Raw genomic sequence first — 16,575 nt, 5'->3', positions numbered from 1 at the left:
GCTGACCGGGGACTCGCTCCTAGAATCGATTGGCCCTATCGACTCATACAAAGAGGAGACGAATCCATGATCGAGCGACGTTCCTTCGTCCGCGGCGCAGGCCTCGCCGGCGTGCTGGCTGCCGGTGCTGCACCGGCCATCGTCCACGCGCAGGCCAATGTCCGCTGGCGCCTCGCGTCGAGCTTCCCGAAGTCGCTGGACACGCTGTACGGGGCGGCCGAGCTGTTCGCCAAGAAGGTCGGCGAGATGAGCGGCGGCAAGTTCCAGATCTCGGTCCATGGCGCGGGCGAGATCGTGCCGGCGCTGGGCGTGGTCGATGGCGTGCAGGCCGGCACGGTCGAGATGGCGCACACGGCGCCCTACTACTTCTTCGGCAAGGATCCGACCTTCGCGCTGGGCTGCGCGATCCCCTTCGGTCTGAACAGCCGCCAGATGACCTCGTGGATGGTCGAAGGCAACGGCCTGAAGCTGATGCGCGAGTTCTATCGCAACTACAACATCATCAACTTCCTCGGCGGCAACACCGGCGCGCAGATGGGCGGCTGGTACCGCAAGGAGATCAAGTCCGCGGCCGACATCAAGGGCCTGAAGATGCGCATCGCCGGCTTGGCCGGCCGCATCTTCGAGCGCATGGGCGGCGTGCCGCAGAACCTGCCTGGCGGCGAGATCTACTCGGCGCTGGAGAAGGGTACGATCGACGCGGCCGAGTTCGTCGGCCCCTACGACGACCTGAAGCTCGGCTTCAACAAGGTGGCGCAGAACTACTACTACCCGGCCTGGTGGGAAGGCGGCCCGCAGGTGGACTTCTACGTCAACACCAAGGCCTACGAAGGCCTGTCGGCCGAGTACAAGGCGATCGTCGAGGCCGCCACCGCGATGGGTCACATCGAGCTGCAGGCCAAGTACGACGCCAAGAACCCGGCGGCGCTGAAGCAACTGGTCGGCTCCGGTACCAAGCTGTTCCGCTTCCCTAAGGACGTGATGGACGCGGCCTTCAAGGAATCGATGGCCTACTACGCCGAGCTGTCCGCCAGCAACCCGGCGTGGAAGAAGGTCTACGAGGACTTCAACGTCTTCCGCCGCGATGCCAACCTCTGGTTCCGCTTCACCGAGGCCGGTTTCGACGACTTCATGCAGTCGCAGAAGCTCTGATCACTGCGATTCGACGGCTTCAGGCTGTCGCAACATAGGGGGGGCATGCCAGAACGTGCAGTATGCACACCCGTGGGCAAGGGGGCGGCTCGTCAGATCAATCGGTGAAGGTGGAACACTCCGGCCACCTTTTCAGGAGTGATCCGATGACCCGTTCCAATTGCCTTACTGCCGTTTTCAGCGCCGTGCTGATCGGATGCGCCGCCAATGCTTCCGCGCAGACGCTCAGCAGCATCGACTTCAGCGCCGCAAGCGCTGCCGCATGGAATGGCGCGAACACTGCGCCGGTGCATTTCGACTTCGGCTCGGGCTACGGCTTTGGCACGATCACCTTCACCTCGGTCAATGGCGGCTCGTTCGCCAATGCAGCGACACCGTACGCCTACAACGCGGCGCCTTACAGCAGCTACAACGGCTCGACGACGCTTGGCAGCGGCGCCTTATTCGCTCCGACTCAGGAGTCGGTGTTCACCATTGCGAACGGCACGTCCGGTGGCTTGAGCGGCTTCACCATGACGGTCACGCTGGATGCCGGTACTTTCGCCGCCAATTCGGTCTTCAGCGTACGCAGCCTGGGCCGCTCGGGCGATTCCTACCAATACCTGCAGACGGGTGCCGGCGTCGGCGCGATGGACTCGGCCGTGCTGCCGACTGATGGCGGTGGCAATGTCGCCATCGGTGCACTGGGCGCGAACCTGTATGGCGCGCTGGCCAACACCTCGGCTTCGAAGGGCGCTGCTTTCGACATCGGTGGCAGCAACAGCTTCACCGTTTCGCTGCTGACGACGGACAGCTACCAGCCCGGCGGCGTGGCGTTCACGATTGCGGCTGCGCCGGTACCGGAACCCTCCAGCCTCGCGTTGCTGATGGCGGGCCTCGGTGCGTTCGGATTCATTGCTCGTCGACGCCGCGTCATCCGGTAATCACGAACGCAGCCGTTATTTCTTTTTCGGGGCCTGTTCCATCACGGCGTTGAGATCCTCAGGCTCGCTCGCGGCGGGGGACCGTTCTGGTGCACCGAGGCTCTGCAGCATCTCGGTTGCCTTGTCCATGTCCACCGCCTTCTCCTTCTCCAGGAACATCGTCACCGAGCCGGGGAAGAAGATCACGACGCCGACCAGCAGCAACTGCATCAGTACCCAGGGAATCGCGCCCATGTAGATGTCGCTGGACTCGACCTTGCGCGGGATGGAGCCGCTCTTGAACAGCGTGTCCGAGATGCCGCGCAGGTAGAAGAGGGCGAAGCCGAAGGGCGGGTGCATGAAGCTGGTCTGCATGTTCACGCACAGCATCACGCCGAACCAGACCAGGTCGATGCCCATCTTGCTGGCTACCGGCCCGAGCAGCGGCAGGATGATGAAGGCGATCTCGAAGAAGTCGAGGAAGAAGGCCAGGAAGAAGATGAACACGTTGACGGCGATCAGAAAGCCGACCTGGCCGCCCGGCAGGTTCGACAGCATGTGCTCGATCCACGTGCCGCCCTCGACGCCCTGGAACACCAGCGAGAAGGTGCGCGAGCCGATCAGGATGAAGACCACCATCGCGGTGATGCGCATCGTGCCGGCCATCGCTTCCTTGACGAGCGGCCAGCTGAGGCGCCGGTGCAATGCGGCCAGGATGAAGGCGCCGACGGCGCCCATCGCGCCGGCCTCGGTGGGCGTGCAGACGGCCGTGTCGATGCCAGGCAGGCCGCCCATGCTGCCTAGAACGGCGAAGATCAGGACGGCCGACGGGATGATGCCGCGCAGGCACTTGGCCCACAGCGCCCAGCCCTGCAGCGTGCGCGCTTCCTTGGGCACGCCAGGCACGTCCTGCGGGCGCAGTCGGCTCAGGATGAAGGTGTAGAGCGCGAAGATCAGCACCTGCAGGATCGATGGCCCCCAGGCGCCCTTGTACATGTCGCCGACCGAGCGGCCGAGCTGGTCGGCCAGCACGACCAGCACCAGCGAGGGCGGCACGAGCTGGGTGATCGTGCCCGAGGCGGCCAGCACTCCGGTGGCGTAGCGCATGCTGTAGCCCCAGCGCATCATCACCGGCAGCGAAATCATCGCCATCGCGATGACCTGGCCGGCTACGGTGCCGGTAATCGCGCCGAGGATGAAGCCGACGATGATCACCGAGTAGCCGAGCCCGCCGCGCATCGGGCCGAAGAGCTGGCCCATCGAGTCGAGCATGTCTTCTGCGAGGCCGCAGCGCTCCAGCAGCGAGCCCATCAGCGTGAAGAACGGAATCGCCAGCAGCAGGTCGTTGGACAGGATGCCGAACACGTTCTGCGGCAGTGCCGTCATGAACTCCGGCGGGAACCAGCCCTGCGAGACGGCGAAGAAGCCGCAGGCCAACCCCAGCGCGGCTAGCGAGAAGGCGACCGGGAAGCCGATCAGCATGATGATCACGAGGCCCGCGAACATCAGCGGCGGGAACTGGTCCATCGTCATTGCAATGGCCTCTCGTAGTGCGTCTCCATCTCGTAGCGATGCATCAGCCAGGCGACGCGCTTGATCAGCTCGGCGACGCCCTGCAGCCAGACCATCGCGAAGCCCACGGGCATCAGCAGGGCGGCGGGCCAAAGGATCAGGCCGCCGGCATTGCCGGACAGCTCGCCGCTGGTCAGCAGCTTGGAGAGGTAGCCGACGAGGCCGAGGCTGGCGACGCTGTCGCTCGCCGCCATGCCGGTGGTCAGCTTGACGATGAAGAAGTGCCAGGACAGCACGGCCATGTAGCCGATCACCGGCAGCAGGAAGACGAGCAGGCCGAACAGGTCTACGAAGACCTTGCCGCGGCCGCCGAGCCGGCTGTAGAACAGGTCGACGCGGACGTGTTCATTGACGCGCAGCACCTGCGCCGCGCCGAGCATCACGCAGGCGGCGAACAGATACCACTGGATTTCGAGGAAGGCGTTGGAGCTGTAGTCCAGCGCGTAGCGGACGACGGCATTGGCCGCGCTGATCAGGCAGGACAGCAGCACGGCCCAGCGGGCCAGCGCGCCGAAGCGATCGTTCAGGCGGTCAATGCCCCCGGCGAGTGCAAGGAGACCATTCATGGGCAGCGACTGTATCGAGTCGCTGCCTCAGTCCGGCCCGCTTTGGTGCGTGACCCGGGAAAGTCCGGATCAGCGAGTCATCACAGTGCCATGGCCTGCGCGAACAGGTTCGTCGAACGGGCACCCGAACGGCAGAAGGCCAGCACCGGCTTGGGCAGGCTGTCCAGCAGTTCGCGCATCGCCGCGATCTGCTCGGGCGACTGGTAGGCACCGTTCACTGGCAGGTGCCGGTACTCGAGACCGGCCGCCACGGCCGCGGCTTCCATCACAGCACTGGTCGGCTGATCGGGGCCGCCTTCGAAGTCGGGCCGGTTGTTGATGACGCTCTTGTAGCCGGCGGCGGCGGCCTGGGCCATCGCTTCCGGTGCGAGCTGCGGGGATACGCTGAAATCAGGCGTTAGGGCTTGGACCATGACGATGCTCCGGTCGATCAGTTGCTCAATGCTTTCTTGACGGCGGCGGAAACGAGGCCCATGTCGGCCTTACCGGCCAGCTGTGCCTTGACTGCGCCCATCACCTTGCCCATGTCGCCCGGGCCCTTGGCGCCCAGTTCGGCCACGATGGCGTTCACGGCGGCGGCGATCTCGTCGGCCGACAGACGCTGCGGCAAATAGGCCTCCAGCACCTTCAGTTCGGCGGCTTCCTTGTCGGCGAGGTCGGTGCGGCCGGCGGCCTGGAACTGGCTCAGCGAGTCCTTGCGCTGCTTGATGAGCTTGTCGACGATGGCGATCGTGTCGGTATCTTCGAGGGCGATGCGTTCGTCCACTTCCTTCTGCTTGATCGCGGCCAGCAGCATGCGGATGGTCAGCAGGCGATCGGCTTCCTTGGCGCGCATCGCGGCCTTCATGTCTTCGTTGATGCGGTCTTTCAGGCTCATGGGTCGGTCCTTGCTCGAATCAAAGGGCACAAAAACGAAAAAGCCCGTCGCAGCGTCCTGCACGGGCTTTTGCCGTGGGGTTTCAGACCCACGCGAAACTCAAGATCCGGAGATCAGTAGAGCTTCTTCGGCAGCTGCATGCTGCGGACGCGCTTGTAGTGGCGCTTGACGGCCGCAGCCTTCTTGCGCTTGCGTTCGGCGGTCGGCTTCTCGTAGAACTCGCGGGCGCGCAGGTCGGTGAGCAGGCCCAGCTTTTCGATGGTGCGCTTGAAGCGGCGCAGTGCGACGTCGAACGGCTCGTTCTCTTTGACGCGGATCGTGGTCATGTAACGGTATTTCCTATGAATGCGGTCGGTGTTCGACAGCCGCCTTATTCAGGATTGAATTCGGTGACTGAAGCAGATGGCTTTTGCAAATTTCCGGGAGCTCTGCTACCGAATCGACACGCAAGTTTGCCAGCAAAGACCGCGAGTATAGCCTGGAAATCAAGGGTTTGCCACGGTTCCATCAAGAGATCGCGCGCAGGCCGCCGCGCTGGCCCAGGCCCACTGGAAGTTGTAGCCGCCCAGCCAGCCGGTCACATCCACCACCTCGCCGATGAAATACAGCCCCGGCCGGCGCTTGCTTTCCATGGTCTGCGAGCTCAGTTCGCGGGTATCGACGCCGCCGCGCATCACCTCGGCCTTGCGCCAGCCTTCGCTGCCATTGGGCGTCAACTGCCAACGCTGGAGCTGCTCGGCCAGCGTCTGCAGATCCTTGTCCTTGCATTCGGGCATGGCGCGCGTGCCGTCGATCTTGAGTCGCTCCAGCCAGGCCTGGGCGAGGCGCTGGGGGAACAGTTCGGCCAGTTCGTTGCCGAGCTGGCGGCGCGATTGGGCCTTGGCTTCGCGCAGCTTCTCCGCCAGATCGACCTCGGGCGCCAGATCGATCTGCAGGCTTTGCCCTTCGGTCCAGAAACTGGAGATCTGCAGGATCGCCGGGCCGCTGAGGCCGCGGTGGGTCAGCAGCAGATCCTCGACGAAGCGGCCCGCCGTCTTGCCCTTGCCGGTGCTGACGACGACCGGCAGCGAGAGGCCCGACAGCGCCGCGAACGGCGCCCAGTCGGCGGCATCGAAGGTCAGCGGCACCAAGGCCGGTCGAGGCTCGACGATCGCGTGCCCCAGGCGCCGCGCCAGCCGCAGGCCCCAGTCGCTGGCGCCGATCTTCGGGATCGAAAGGCCGCCGGTGGCGACGACGAGGCGCGCCGCCTTCACCGGGCCGCGTGTCGTGTCCAGTTCGAAGCCACCATCGGCCGCGTCACGCACGTCCTGCACGGTGCAGGGCTGCCAGCGCGTGACGCCGCCAGCCTCGCACTCGGCCAGCAGCATGCGGATGATCTGCTCGGCCGAGTCGTCGCAGAACAGCTGGCCCTTGTGCTTCTCGTGGAAGGCGATGCCATGCTTTTGCACCAGCGCGATGAAGTCCTGGCTGCTGTAGCGGGCCAGGGCCGAGCGGCAGAAGTTCGGGTTCTCGGACAGAAAGTTGGCCGGCCCGGCGTCGCGATTCGTGAAATTGCAGCGACCGCCGCCGGAGATGCGGATCTTCTCGGCCACCTTCTCGGCGTGATCGATCAGCAGCACCTTCAGCCCGCGCTGGCCGGCAATGCCGGCGCAGAACAGGCCGGCGGCACCGGCGCCGACGACGACCAGATCGAATGTTTGCATGGAAGGGAGAGCAGGAACGGAGCGCGCATTGTCCAGATATTTGCTGACACTCACCGTCGTCGGCAGCGTTCTTCGCTACCATCCAGCTACATAAGGACAATGACGCGGCCCTGCCGGCCCGGTTTTTACCGAGGATTCATGGACAACGCACAGCACACCGACGCATCGCCCCAACCCGGTAGCCTAGCCCAGTGGCTCGCAGCGCATCCGGACCTGGGTTCCGAGTTCGGTGCGGTGCTGCTGAAGCTGGTCGAGCCGCAGAACAGTTTCGTGACGATCAAGTCCCTGGCGACCGGTCGTTACGTCTATGCCAGCAGCGGCCTGTCCGTGTGGTTCGAGCGCAGCTCGGTCCTGGGCAGCAACGACAACGAGTTGGTGCGCGCCGACGAGGCGATCGCGATGCGCCGCATCGAGCAGTCGGTGATGGCGCAAGGGCAGATGATCATCAGCGAGCATCGGCTGGAGCTGTCGGGCCGTCGGCGCGAATTCACGGTGACGCGTTCGCCGCTAGGCCCCGAGCACCTCTTGGCCGTCTGGCACGAGCGCACCGAAGAACGCCACCGCGAGACGCATCTGCAACGCGCGCTGCAGCAGATCGAGCAGCAGCAGCAGGCACTGGAGCAGGCGCGGCGCGAAGTGCAGCGCGGCACCGGGCGTGACGACACCTCGGGCCTCTACCTGCGCGGCCAGTTCGACGACCAGTTGCTGCGCGAGATCGATCTGTCCACCCGCGAGCATCGCGAGTTCGCGCTGGTGATGATTGCGCTGGACCCGGCGCCGGCAGCCGCACAGGCGCTGGGCGAGGAGGGCCGGCAGCGGATGCTCGAAGGCGTCGGCCGCATGCTGCGGGCTAACACGCGGGCCATGGATGCGGCCTGCCGCGTCGGCGAGACGCGCTTCGCCGTGCTGCTCTCCGGCGTCGGGCTGGCCACGGCGCATGCGCGCATGGAACAGCTGCGCCGCCAGTGCACGGCCCAGATCGTCGTGCTGAATGGCCAGGATCTGGGCCTGTCGCTGTCGATGGGGGTGTCGAGCTTCCCGCACACCGCATCCAAGCAGGACGAGCTTCTGAAGGCGGCTGAGGCTGCGGTGGAAGAAGCGATGCGCCGGGGCGGCAACCAGGTGGTGCTGGCCTCGATCGCGTTCGGGAACAGCTGATTCAGCCGAGCAATTCGGCGATCCGTTCCCATTCCACCGGACTTACCGGTGTGATCGAGAGCCGGTTGCCCGGCTGCAAGGTGCGCATCGTCACAAGCGCGGGATCGGAGCGCATTTCCGGCAGCGGCAGCAGCCGCGTTTTCCTGACCAGCTTGACGTCCACATGCAGCCAGCGCGGTTCCTCGCGACGGGCTTTGGCATCGTGATACGGGCTATCCGGGTCGAACTGCGTCTCGTCCGGATAGGCGCTGCTCGCCACTTCGGCGAAACCGGCAATGCCTGGCTCGGGGCAGGACGAGTGATAGAAGAGCACACCGTCGCCGACCTGCATCGCGTCGCGCATGAAGTTGCGCGCCTGGTAGTTGCGCACGCCAACCCAGGGAACCGTCTGGCCCGGAGCATCGGCAAGGTCGTCGATCGAGCACTCGTCGGGCTCGGATTTCATCAGCCAGTAGTTCATGCGCGATCGAACGGAATAGGGTGTCCACCGCCTGCCGGGCGGGCCGCATTCCTGAATCCAAGGATAGGTTATCAATGGTTATCGTGGTTGTCTCGGGTTTGGGGACACCCCTGTCCCCAAGACGTTTTAGCGATTTTCAGCCGTCCAAAGGCCTGAAGTGTCTGACCTAAGTGACGAATTGTGCGATATGCGGATGGATCGATGGGTGGCGCATGCCTGTCGCAGGGGGATGCGGTGCTCGCGGGTTTATGACGTCATCGCTACAGCGCGTACCTGTTGCGCGGCTTGCCCCCGCGCTTACTTCGTCCTTCCGTGTGGGAGTTGATCCAGTCCAAGATGTCCCGGCGGCGCCACCGAGGGTGGCTCCTGCGTTTCTCGGGCCCGGTCAGTCGTAGTGGCTTGGGGAATACCGGTGTCCTCATGTACTCCTCGAGGACATATCGCGCTGAGCATTTGAGCAACGCCCCGACGTCTTGTGCATCGAGCAGGGCGTCGGGGTCCATGCGGACGGCAATTTCGCGAGCGAGCGCTTGGATGTCGACGTTCTGTTCGACAGGTACGACTTCAGCGCGCATAGGACAACTGCTGCTTTGGGGTGACAGCCTTCACCGACCGAGGTTCAAGCAGGCGCGAGGTTTCGCTGGTCAGAGCCACTTCACCGCGAGCTGCTCGCGAATAATTGGAGCCCACTAGGCAGATCTTGAATGCTATCGGGCCAGTGATGATTGCCTGCTGCGTTTACCGGATGTGCGGCGTGACGGGGGCGGCTTGCGTTCGCTTCTTCCGAACTGGCAAGCAAAGGTACCGAGGCACTGGCCGCGTCACAGAGGAGATGGTTATCCGACTCGGCGTGAGACAGCCCGGGTCTTGCTCCAGTTGTCGAGATCTGACCGCCTCCATGCCACGGCTCGTGCGGAAAGATGAACTTGCTTTGGGAACTTATCGTCAGCGATCAACTGATAGATCGTTGACCGACCCAGATTGGTGAAGCGCAGGACACCGGGCAAGCGCAGGAACGCGGTCGGGGGCTCTGCTTCCGTACTGTCGTGAACGTCAGTCTGCATAGAACCTCCTGCGATGTGTGTGCTCAACTCTATATGTGGCCTGTCGCGTTGAGGCGATGAATTTCGACTGAAATCTTGCATTGGTTTGCAGCGCCCGCTTCACCAGCCAATACTGAGTCCCCAGGCGGAGAGGGCGCAAGATCGAGTCCGCCTTCGGATGGCCGAAAGATGGTCCCGCTGAAGCGTGAGGTCTGAAGTCTGCCGCACGAGAAACGTCGTTGTCGTACCGGCGTAGTTGGGGGGGACTTGCAGGCGTTTGGGCCGATACGAGAGGCCAGTAGGGATCCCGGTCGCACAAGATCCGTAGCGAGCGGCGCCATTCGACCCACAGCAGAAGTTGGCGAGCCCAGATCCGGTGCCGGAAAGCAGTCATGTGGGGCCGCTCCACACCAGCACCGCATGCTGACAGGGGGACATCAACCGGCCGCCACATCCAACAGGGCTTCCGCTGGTAGACTCACGTAAACCGTTCCAGCGCCTCAGCATGTCTTCCCGTACCAGCCGTAACACCCTCACCGAACGCGGTATGCAGATCGTCGAGCGACGCATTCCAGCGCTGGCGGCGAAGGCTGGTCATGAGGCCTACCGGACCACGCTGCAGCAGACTGGTGCAGTGACCGTGAAGACCAGTAATGGTCAGGTCGTGAAGCGCGCGCTCGATGGGAGCGTGACGGTCATCAAGAGTTTGCCGGTCGGCAAGCGCGTCAAGACCGGCACCGTCCTCAGGCGTGTCAAATAAGCCGGCCGGCGCGGATGCAGCGGCCAAGGCCGCAAAACCACCTCAAGCGCCAGCGGCACAGCCCGCGCAGCCTCGACTCCGGGTTCTCGCCGGTCCGAACGGATCGGGCAAGAGCACCATCAAACCAGACCTGAAGCCCCAGTGGATTGGCGTCTTCGTGAATGCCGACGAGATGGAGCGCGACCTGGTCGCCTCTGCGGGCTTCCTTAGCTTGCGCAGCCTCGGCGTCAGCGGCGAGCGAGCTGTGGTTCTCAAGCGCATCAAGAAGAGCCTGAAGACCTTCGGGCTGGAGAAGCGGCTGGATCTACAGGCCCTGTTGTTGGGCATGACACTCGATGACGCACTGAGGCTGTGGGTGCCGGGGCCGTACGACTCCTATCTCGCGGCGTCGCTTGCCGATGCCGTCCGCCAAGAGTTGCTGGAGGAAGGCCAGACGTTCACGTTCGAGACCGTGATGTCGCACCCGTCCAAGATCAACTTCATGCGGCAGGCGAGGGAACGCGGCTACCGCGTGTACCTCTACTTCGTGGCCACCGACGACCCGACGATCAACATCGACCGCGTGCACCGGCGCGTCCTGCAGGGTGGGCATCCCGTGAAAGATGAGCTCGTGGTCAGCAGGTACCACCGCTCCATCGCCCTGATGACCGAGGCATGCAAGGTGGCCCACCGGGCCTACATCTTTGACAACTCGGGCACAAAGCACAAGTTGCTGGCCGAGGTGACCGACTTCGAGGAAATCCGGCTCGAGGCCAGCCGGATCAGCCCGTGGTTTCTCGAAACCGAGCTCTGGAAGCAGTTCTCCTGAGTTTTCCGAGGGCGCCAGGCCGTGGCGCCCACCTCACTCGCTGTTCCCAACCCTCCTGCGTGCCGCGCGGTTGCAGTCGAAGGGTACGCTTGATCTGGCGCACGCGTGGGTCGCCAATGCCGCTCGAGTGGAGCTCTGCATCCAAACGGCGCACGAATCGGGTGAAGTTGGTATCCAGGATGACCGTGCGCTCGCTGTCATTGCATTGGGCTTGGCTTCGAGCCAGACGACGATGCGAGTGCAGCCGCCATTCTTTGACACGCCGTAGCAGCGGCCACGTCAACACTTGGTCGTCGGGATGCAGACCTTCGTCCACGACCGCTTGTGGGCGGCAAGAGTCGACCAGGTGTGCACCGGTGCATCGTGATTCGGCGCCGAAATCAGCTGAGGCCGAGGATCTCCGTGAGGTGCTCCCGGGGAAGCCCAAAACGGCTCGGTTCGGCGAACTCCACGATCCGGTCCTGCGATTGATCCAGCCGCAGGTCGTACGGGACGATGGGGAGGTTGCTCGATAGCGAGAAGAAGACGCGCACGACCGGCGCCGTGAGGTTGCCTGTCGCGGCCTGCTCCTTCACGACGGCCAGCTTGCCGCTTTGGAGCTTGACCAGTGAGCCGTTCGGATAGAGGCCGATGGTCTGCACGAAGGCGTTCACCACGGCGGAGTCGAAGTGTCCCTCCTTGGACGACTTCATCAGCATTTGCAAAGCAGCTGTTGGTGAGATCGCTCGGTGATAGACACGCTGCGAAGTGACAGCGTCGTACACATCAGTCACCGCGCCCATGCGAGCCAGCTGGGAGATCTGAGACGACTGAAGCCCGTCGGGGTAGCCGCGACCGTCCATCCGCTCGTGATGGTGGCGCACGACGTCCAGCGACGCGTCGTCCTCATAGCCCGCATCGCGCAGCAGCTGCTCACCCACCTGGGGATGGAGCTTGATGCTCGCGTACTCGTCATCAGTGAGCTTGCCGGGCTTGTTCAGAACGGCATCCTCGATGCCGGCCTTTCCAACATCGTGCAGGAGACCCGCTGTGCCCGCATGCTTGAGGGCCAGGCTGTCCAGCCCGAGCGTGCGGCCTAGCGAGATCATGAAGGCGCCGACCGCCACGCAATGCGTGAAGGTGTAGTCGTCCGCGGACTTCAGGAGCACGAGCGACTGCAGCGCGCCGGGATTGCGGGTGGTCGACTCCACCATCTCCTCCGCCACTTCGCGGATTTCTCCCAGGTTCTTGATGTCCCCAGTCCGCCCGGCGCGCATGGCGTCCTCGATGGCACGCCGTGCGCGAGACACGATCCGCTTTGCGCGGTCGAGCTCACTCTCCAGCGAAGCGAGCTTCGCTGCGCCGCCACTGGCAGTTGTTCGACGCGGCCGTGCCGCCGCGTTCGGGGAATTGCCGCCAGCATTCGACGGCGAGGAGGCTTCGGTCGATGCAGCGGCAGACGTATTCGATGGCTGCGAGATCGATGGCTCGGAGGCCGTGCCGGCCCCGACGGCCTTGGCGGTCGGCAGCACCAAGACCACGTGATCGGGGCCTAGGCGTTGGAGCTTGGCCAGGACCTGCTCGTCCACGATGTCAACACGGGACCGCATGAACTCATGCTTCCACCAGGGCGCCCGTAGATCCGCCACGATCATGCCGATGGAGAGGTCGCGCACGGGAAGGCGCAGGAGTTCGGGCTCTGAGGGGGGCGGGCGTGAAGACGACATGAACAACCTAACGGAAGAACACGGCCTGCCACCCGACTTTGTGCATCAGCCACGCATTGCGTTCACCGGACATGGCGATACTCAGTTGGCAATCGCTGTGTCAATGAGGTTCTCGACGGAGAGCCTTGCGTCCGCCAGGGCGAGTTCAACGGTGGCAAAGGAGCCGTCCTTACATTCAAGAGCCCTAAGGTCGTCCAACAGCGCGCCCCAGACCCAGCCCTGGCGCTTTAGCGCCGCGATGACGCTAGCGCTTCGACCTTGATAGTTCAGGACGAGCTGATGTGGACGCGCGACGATCATTGCAGCCTCCAGGTAGAGAGCGGGAGCCAGAGAGCCGTGACGTTACACGTGCTTACTCTGTGACCGCGTAGGACAACGTCGCGCCGTCTCGGCCAACGGCCGTCCCATGTGCGGCGGGCGAAAGGTGCGGGGTGGTTAAAAGTCGATGATGTCGCCCTCCCGGAGCGGAACGAAATCCCTTCGCTCGAAGCGGCGCCCGCGTTTGACCGTCATCTCGATGCTCTTCAGGTTGTCGATCGATGCCAATGGATCTGACGTGAGCACGACCAGGTTGGCGAGCTTTCCGGGCTCGATACTGCCCATGCTCTTCTCCTGCCCCGCGGAGCGCGCCCCAATCAGCGTTGCCGACTGGATCACCGCCGACAGCGGCATGCCCGCGTTTTCAACAAGTGCCGACAGCTCGTGGAACAAATCCGGCCATGGATCGTCGGATGGCGCCACGTTGTCAGTGCCAGCTGCAATCTGCACGCCGGCACGATAGGCCTGTCCGGTTATTGCGCCGCCGATGACATCGTCGCAGCCGCCTGGCATCAAAGGTGGGGTGCTTCCGGGCCCGGGTGGTGGCGCGCCATAGGTCCAGACCGTGGCATCGAGCACGACTCCGCGCCGAGCCATCTCCAGGAAGAGCCGGGCGAGGACGGGGTTGCTGCCCGACCTGAAGCGTTCCAGATCGACTGGACCTTTCGGCGATGCCAGGCGAGGCACGCGGGCTGCCTGCTCGCGAACCAGCAGGCAGGCGTGCGAGATGGTGTCCACGCCGGCCGACACGACCTCAGACGGTCGAGCCGGGTACAGGGTGGCATGAGCCCATACGCGGAGATGCTGGCGGTGCGCCTCCGCTGTGATCCGGCGCGCCAGCGCAGCGTCGAGGTCAGCGTAGAGCTTGATCGCGGTCGCGTAGGTTCCGCGCGCCTGCGCGACGGCGATTGGCAAGTCGGTCGCGCCCGTCACGGCCTGCATCCACGGCACGTGCCCGGGCCTGCCGCCGGCAGAGGTCTGGGCCGTTCTCTCATCGGAGAAGAAGTCAGGGCCGGCCATCAGCGCGGCGTAGTAGACGTCCGGGCCGGCCAGTTCGCCGACGAGGCTGGCCCGGGCAATGTCTCCCACCGCACGAAGATCATCGGCCATGTCGCGCACGGCCGTCACTCCGCCATACAGATCGCGGCGAAGAATCGCTTCAGCCTGCCGACGGTTCGGGGGCGTGGCAAGGTGAACGTGCGAGTCGATCAGGCCGGGAAGCAAAAAACGTCCGCGAAGATCCACGACCGTTGCCTTGGCGGCAAGGTCGTCCGACAGCGCCACATCCGGAAATACGCGTTCGATCCGTTCACCGGCCACCAGCACGTCCATGTGCATCCGAGGGGGCGCCCCCGTGCCATCAATCAGCGTCGCGTCCCGATAGAGCACCCGCTCGCTATCCGCAGCGGGAGCGAATGGCACAGGCGCACCCGCCGCCGCGACGGTCCAGTGGAGCAAACCGAAGAGGCCCGGCACACCGAGCCGGAGCAGAGCTGCAAACGCGACCGAAGTCTTATGGTGCTGCATGGTCCTCCCAAGGTCCTGAGGCGATCGTACCGAAGCAGGACTGCCGTAAAGCTGCGGCTGGTGAGCGGCGGCAAGTGATCGTGTACGGCCAGCCGGGTCACAGGGGAATTGGTAGTCCTGGACTACCTCGGCCGGCTGCCGTTCTGCGCTACCGGCTGCTCAGCCCAGCTTGAACTGTCCGACCACGGAAGCCAGTCTTGCCGCCTGGTCCTTCAGGCTTTCTGCAGCGGCGGCGGACTCTTCCACTAGCGCGGCGTTCTGCTGGGTCATCTGGTCAAGCTGCGACATCGCCTGGCCGACTTGGCCGATGCCTTGGCTTTGCTCCTGGCTGGCCGTGTTGATCTCGTTGATCAACGCGCTGACCTTGTTCACCTCGGAAACGAGGTCGGCAATCGTGGCGCCGGCGACGTCGACCTGGCTGCTGCCCGCCTCGACCGTGCCGACGCTGTCGCCGATCAGAACCTTGATCTCCCGCGCGGCACTGGCGCTGCGTTGGGCCAGCGTGCGCACTTCGGCGGCGACGACAGCGAAGCCCCGGCCTTGCTCGCCGGCCCGAGCCGCCTCCACCGCAGCGTTCAGGGCAAGGATATTGATCTGAAAGGCAATAGCCTGGGTCCGATTCGGAGGAAACGCTGCAAATGTTGCGCACCGCTGAGCCGGAATAGCCATTGCAGCTTGACTTATCCCGTATCAGATCAAAACCGAATTTGCTTTGATGTGATTGTTGCGACGATCGACTCGGGTACTCCTGCATCCGCTGCGAAGCTTGGCCATTCCGCGATGGCCGAGCTGACCTGGGCAATGACATCTCTCGCGGTGCCGATACCGAAGCGCTCGGCTTCGGCTATCAGATCCCCGATTTCGAAGCCATCTGATTTGCCGTTCACCGACATGAGGTGTTGCTTTGTCCAGTAGCTGTTCGGGTCGTGGGCAAAGGTGATGTCATATGCCGGGGACAGGGCCCATGGCTCGCCCGTACGCAAGATGAACGCGAAGTTCTTGCTGTGGTCATCGCAGTTACGGGCCATGACATTGAAGGCCATGCGCCTGAATGCTTCCTCAAATTGCAGGTAGGGAAGGTCCAGCGCCCGCATCGTCAGGAACAACTGTGAATAGGCATTGGTCCCTATCGAGTTGAAGTCCAGGTGAGCCATTGCACATAGGGATTGCACGTGGTGCTTACCGTTGCCGTCGAAGCGGTCGAAGCGCCTGGTCATGAAGTGCGCCCGATCGTTTTCTTCAAGCAACTGACATTCCGTCATTTCTATGCCGGCTGCCCGCGCCATGAGGTAGTGCGCGAACTCGATCCGACCATAGTTGCCGGGCGTGCCTAGTGCCTCGTCTTTGCCGACGCCGTCGAACTTCAGAAGCCAGTGCTGGAAGCCTGGCGGCGCCGCGAGTTGACCGGAAACCATGTCGTGGGTTTCCGGATTGATCGCGATCACAGCCTTCGCACGAGCTCCGCCTGCGGACGTACCGACCTCGATGATGTTCCGCAACGCTTGATGAGTCTCGTCGTCGCTGTCGAGCTGTCCGTGTACTGCAGCACGTGCGGTGGAGACGAGTTCAGCCAGGTTGATGGCCGTTGGTTTGCGGGTCGATAGACCACGTGCAGGTCGAAACTCGAGCGCACCCATGGCTCTGTTGCCAAGGTATGCCAGGCGATCCAGCGCGGTGATCGCCTCGGTGCGAATACCTCTGTCCGCCATGTATCGATTCACCAGCGCGTTGCCAAACTTGTCGGGGAGCGCGTCGGCCAGGAGTGCGGGCAAGCGGCGATATGTGCCTTCGGGGATGTCGGTGAAAACGAACGGCGATCCGCCCGCGCGCACGGGCATTTGCAGAGGTGCCAGTTCGATGGAGTTGCGAAGCCATTGCGGGTAGTACTGAAATGCGTAGAAGCCAAGACTCTTGTCGAGTGCGGCGGCGCCGACCTTTTGACCTTGATACAGGACCTCGATGGCTTCGACCGCCCGATAGGGGGCGGGCCTTCCTGACTTCTTGGGGGACGCTGTGGCCATGG

The 16,575-nt window shown here is 63.9% G+C and carries 17 protein-coding genes and 1 pseudogene; 5 read left to right on the top strand and 13 right to left on the bottom strand.

The features are described 5' to 3' along the window. Positions 1-69: 69 nt before the first annotated feature. Together SNE35_RS14295 and SNE35_RS14290 are read left to right on the top strand one after the other, a co-directional pair. Positions 70-1,152: a TRAP transporter substrate-binding protein gene (locus tag SNE35_RS14295; protein WP_320423843.1), complete on the top strand. Its 1,083-nt coding sequence runs from the start codon at positions 70-72 to the stop codon at positions 1,150-1,152. Positions 1,153-1,256: 104 nt separating this feature from the next. After that, complete coding sequence (locus SNE35_RS14290) at positions 1,257-2,075, top strand: PEP-CTERM sorting domain-containing protein (protein WP_320423581.1); 819 nt, start codon at positions 1,257-1,259, stop codon at positions 2,073-2,075. A 15-nt stretch (positions 2,076-2,090) separates the two neighbouring features. Here the strand turns inward: SNE35_RS14290 and SNE35_RS14285 are convergent, their stop codons facing one another. The 6 genes from SNE35_RS14285 to SNE35_RS14260 form a co-directional block, all read right to left on the bottom strand. Beyond that, complete coding sequence (locus tag SNE35_RS14285; RefSeq protein ID WP_320423580.1) at positions 2,091-3,587, bottom strand: TRAP transporter large permease; 1,497 nt, start codon at positions 3,585-3,587, stop codon at positions 2,091-2,093. Next, a complete protein-coding gene (locus SNE35_RS14280) occupies positions 3,584-4,192 on the bottom strand; it encodes a TRAP transporter small permease subunit (RefSeq protein ID WP_320423579.1) in 609 nt (202 codons plus the stop codon). The genes SNE35_RS14285 and SNE35_RS14280 overlap by 4 nt, the downstream gene beginning before the upstream one ends. Positions 4,193-4,272: 80 nt before the next feature. Next, positions 4,273-4,605, bottom strand: coding sequence for a protein tyrosine phosphatase family protein (locus tag SNE35_RS14275; protein ID WP_320423578.1), 333 nt, complete (start codon positions 4,603-4,605; stop codon positions 4,273-4,275). 17 nt (positions 4,606-4,622) lie between these two features. Beyond that, positions 4,623-5,069 carry a GatB/YqeY domain-containing protein gene (locus tag SNE35_RS14270; protein WP_320423577.1) on the bottom strand — a complete coding sequence of 149 codons (447 nt, stop codon included), beginning with the start codon at positions 5,067-5,069 and terminating at the stop codon, positions 4,623-4,625. Positions 5,070-5,182: 113 nt separating this feature from the next. Further along, the gene (gene rpsU / locus SNE35_RS14265; RefSeq protein ID WP_007833691.1) at positions 5,183-5,395 is read right to left on the bottom strand and encodes a 30S ribosomal protein S21; all 213 of its coding nucleotides are present in this window, start codon (positions 5,393-5,395) and stop codon (positions 5,183-5,185) included. Between the two features lie 159 nt (positions 5,396-5,554). After that, a complete protein-coding gene (locus tag SNE35_RS14260; protein WP_320423576.1) occupies positions 5,555-6,772 on the bottom strand; it encodes a BaiN/RdsA family NAD(P)/FAD-dependent oxidoreductase in 1,218 nt (405 codons plus the stop codon). 138 nt (positions 6,773-6,910) lie between these two features. Here SNE35_RS14260 and SNE35_RS14255 point away from each other — a divergent pair, with 138 nt between their 5' ends. Beyond that, positions 6,911-7,930, top strand: coding sequence for a GGDEF domain-containing protein (locus tag SNE35_RS14255; RefSeq protein ID WP_320423575.1), 1,020 nt, complete (start codon positions 6,911-6,913; stop codon positions 7,928-7,930). Position 7,931: 1 nt separating this feature from the next. On the opposite strand, the gene SNE35_RS14250 is transcribed toward SNE35_RS14255, so the two are convergent. Both SNE35_RS14250 and SNE35_RS14245 read right to left on the bottom strand, forming a co-directional pair. Further along, positions 7,932-8,390 (bottom strand): EVE domain-containing protein, encoded by a 459-nt coding sequence (locus SNE35_RS14250; protein ID WP_320423574.1) that lies wholly within the window; start codon positions 8,388-8,390, stop codon positions 7,932-7,934. A gap of 836 nt (positions 8,391-9,226) precedes the next feature. After that, positions 9,227-9,454: a helix-turn-helix transcriptional regulator gene (locus SNE35_RS14245; protein ID WP_320423573.1), complete on the bottom strand. Its 228-nt coding sequence runs from the start codon at positions 9,452-9,454 to the stop codon at positions 9,227-9,229. 484 nt (positions 9,455-9,938) lie between these two features. Here SNE35_RS14245 and SNE35_RS14240 point away from each other — a divergent pair, with 484 nt between their 5' ends. Together SNE35_RS14240 and SNE35_RS14235 are read left to right on the top strand one after the other, a co-directional pair. Next, positions 9,939-10,193, top strand: coding sequence for a hypothetical protein (locus SNE35_RS14240; protein ID WP_263568800.1), 255 nt, complete (start codon positions 9,939-9,941; stop codon positions 10,191-10,193). A 157-nt stretch (positions 10,194-10,350) separates the two neighbouring features. Then, the gene (locus SNE35_RS14235; RefSeq protein ID WP_320423572.1) at positions 10,351-11,001 is read left to right on the top strand and encodes an ATPase; all 651 of its coding nucleotides are present in this window, start codon (positions 10,351-10,353) and stop codon (positions 10,999-11,001) included. A 380-nt stretch (positions 11,002-11,381) separates the two neighbouring features. On the opposite strand, the gene SNE35_RS14230 is transcribed toward SNE35_RS14235, so the two are convergent. The 5 genes and pseudogenes from SNE35_RS14230 to SNE35_RS14210 form a co-directional block, all read right to left on the bottom strand. Then, on the bottom strand, positions 11,382-12,656 hold the full coding sequence (locus tag SNE35_RS14230) for an HD-GYP domain-containing protein (RefSeq protein WP_320423571.1): 1,275 nt from the start codon (positions 12,654-12,656) through the stop codon (positions 11,382-11,384). Between the two features lie 132 nt (positions 12,657-12,788). Beyond that, complete coding sequence (locus SNE35_RS14225) at positions 12,789-13,007, bottom strand: hypothetical protein (RefSeq protein WP_320423570.1); 219 nt, start codon at positions 13,005-13,007, stop codon at positions 12,789-12,791. A gap of 135 nt (positions 13,008-13,142) precedes the next feature. Beyond that, positions 13,143-14,552, bottom strand: coding sequence for an amidohydrolase family protein (locus tag SNE35_RS14220; protein WP_320423569.1), 1,410 nt, complete (start codon positions 14,550-14,552; stop codon positions 13,143-13,145). 159 nt (positions 14,553-14,711) lie between these two features. Further along, positions 14,712-15,158, bottom strand: a pseudogene (locus SNE35_RS14215) (methyl-accepting chemotaxis protein); the annotation flags it as partial. Between the two features lie 89 nt (positions 15,159-15,247). After that, a complete protein-coding gene (locus SNE35_RS14210) occupies positions 15,248-16,573 on the bottom strand; it encodes a type II toxin-antitoxin system HipA family toxin (protein ID WP_320423568.1) in 1,326 nt (441 codons plus the stop codon). Positions 16,574-16,575: the final 2 nt, after the last annotated feature.

The organism is Roseateles agri, from assembly GCF_034043675.1.
Classification (GTDB): Bacteria; Pseudomonadota; Gammaproteobacteria; order Burkholderiales; family Burkholderiaceae_C; genus KK5.
Note: the sequence above shows the minus strand (reverse complement) of the source record. Positions and strands in the feature narration are given on the sequence as shown.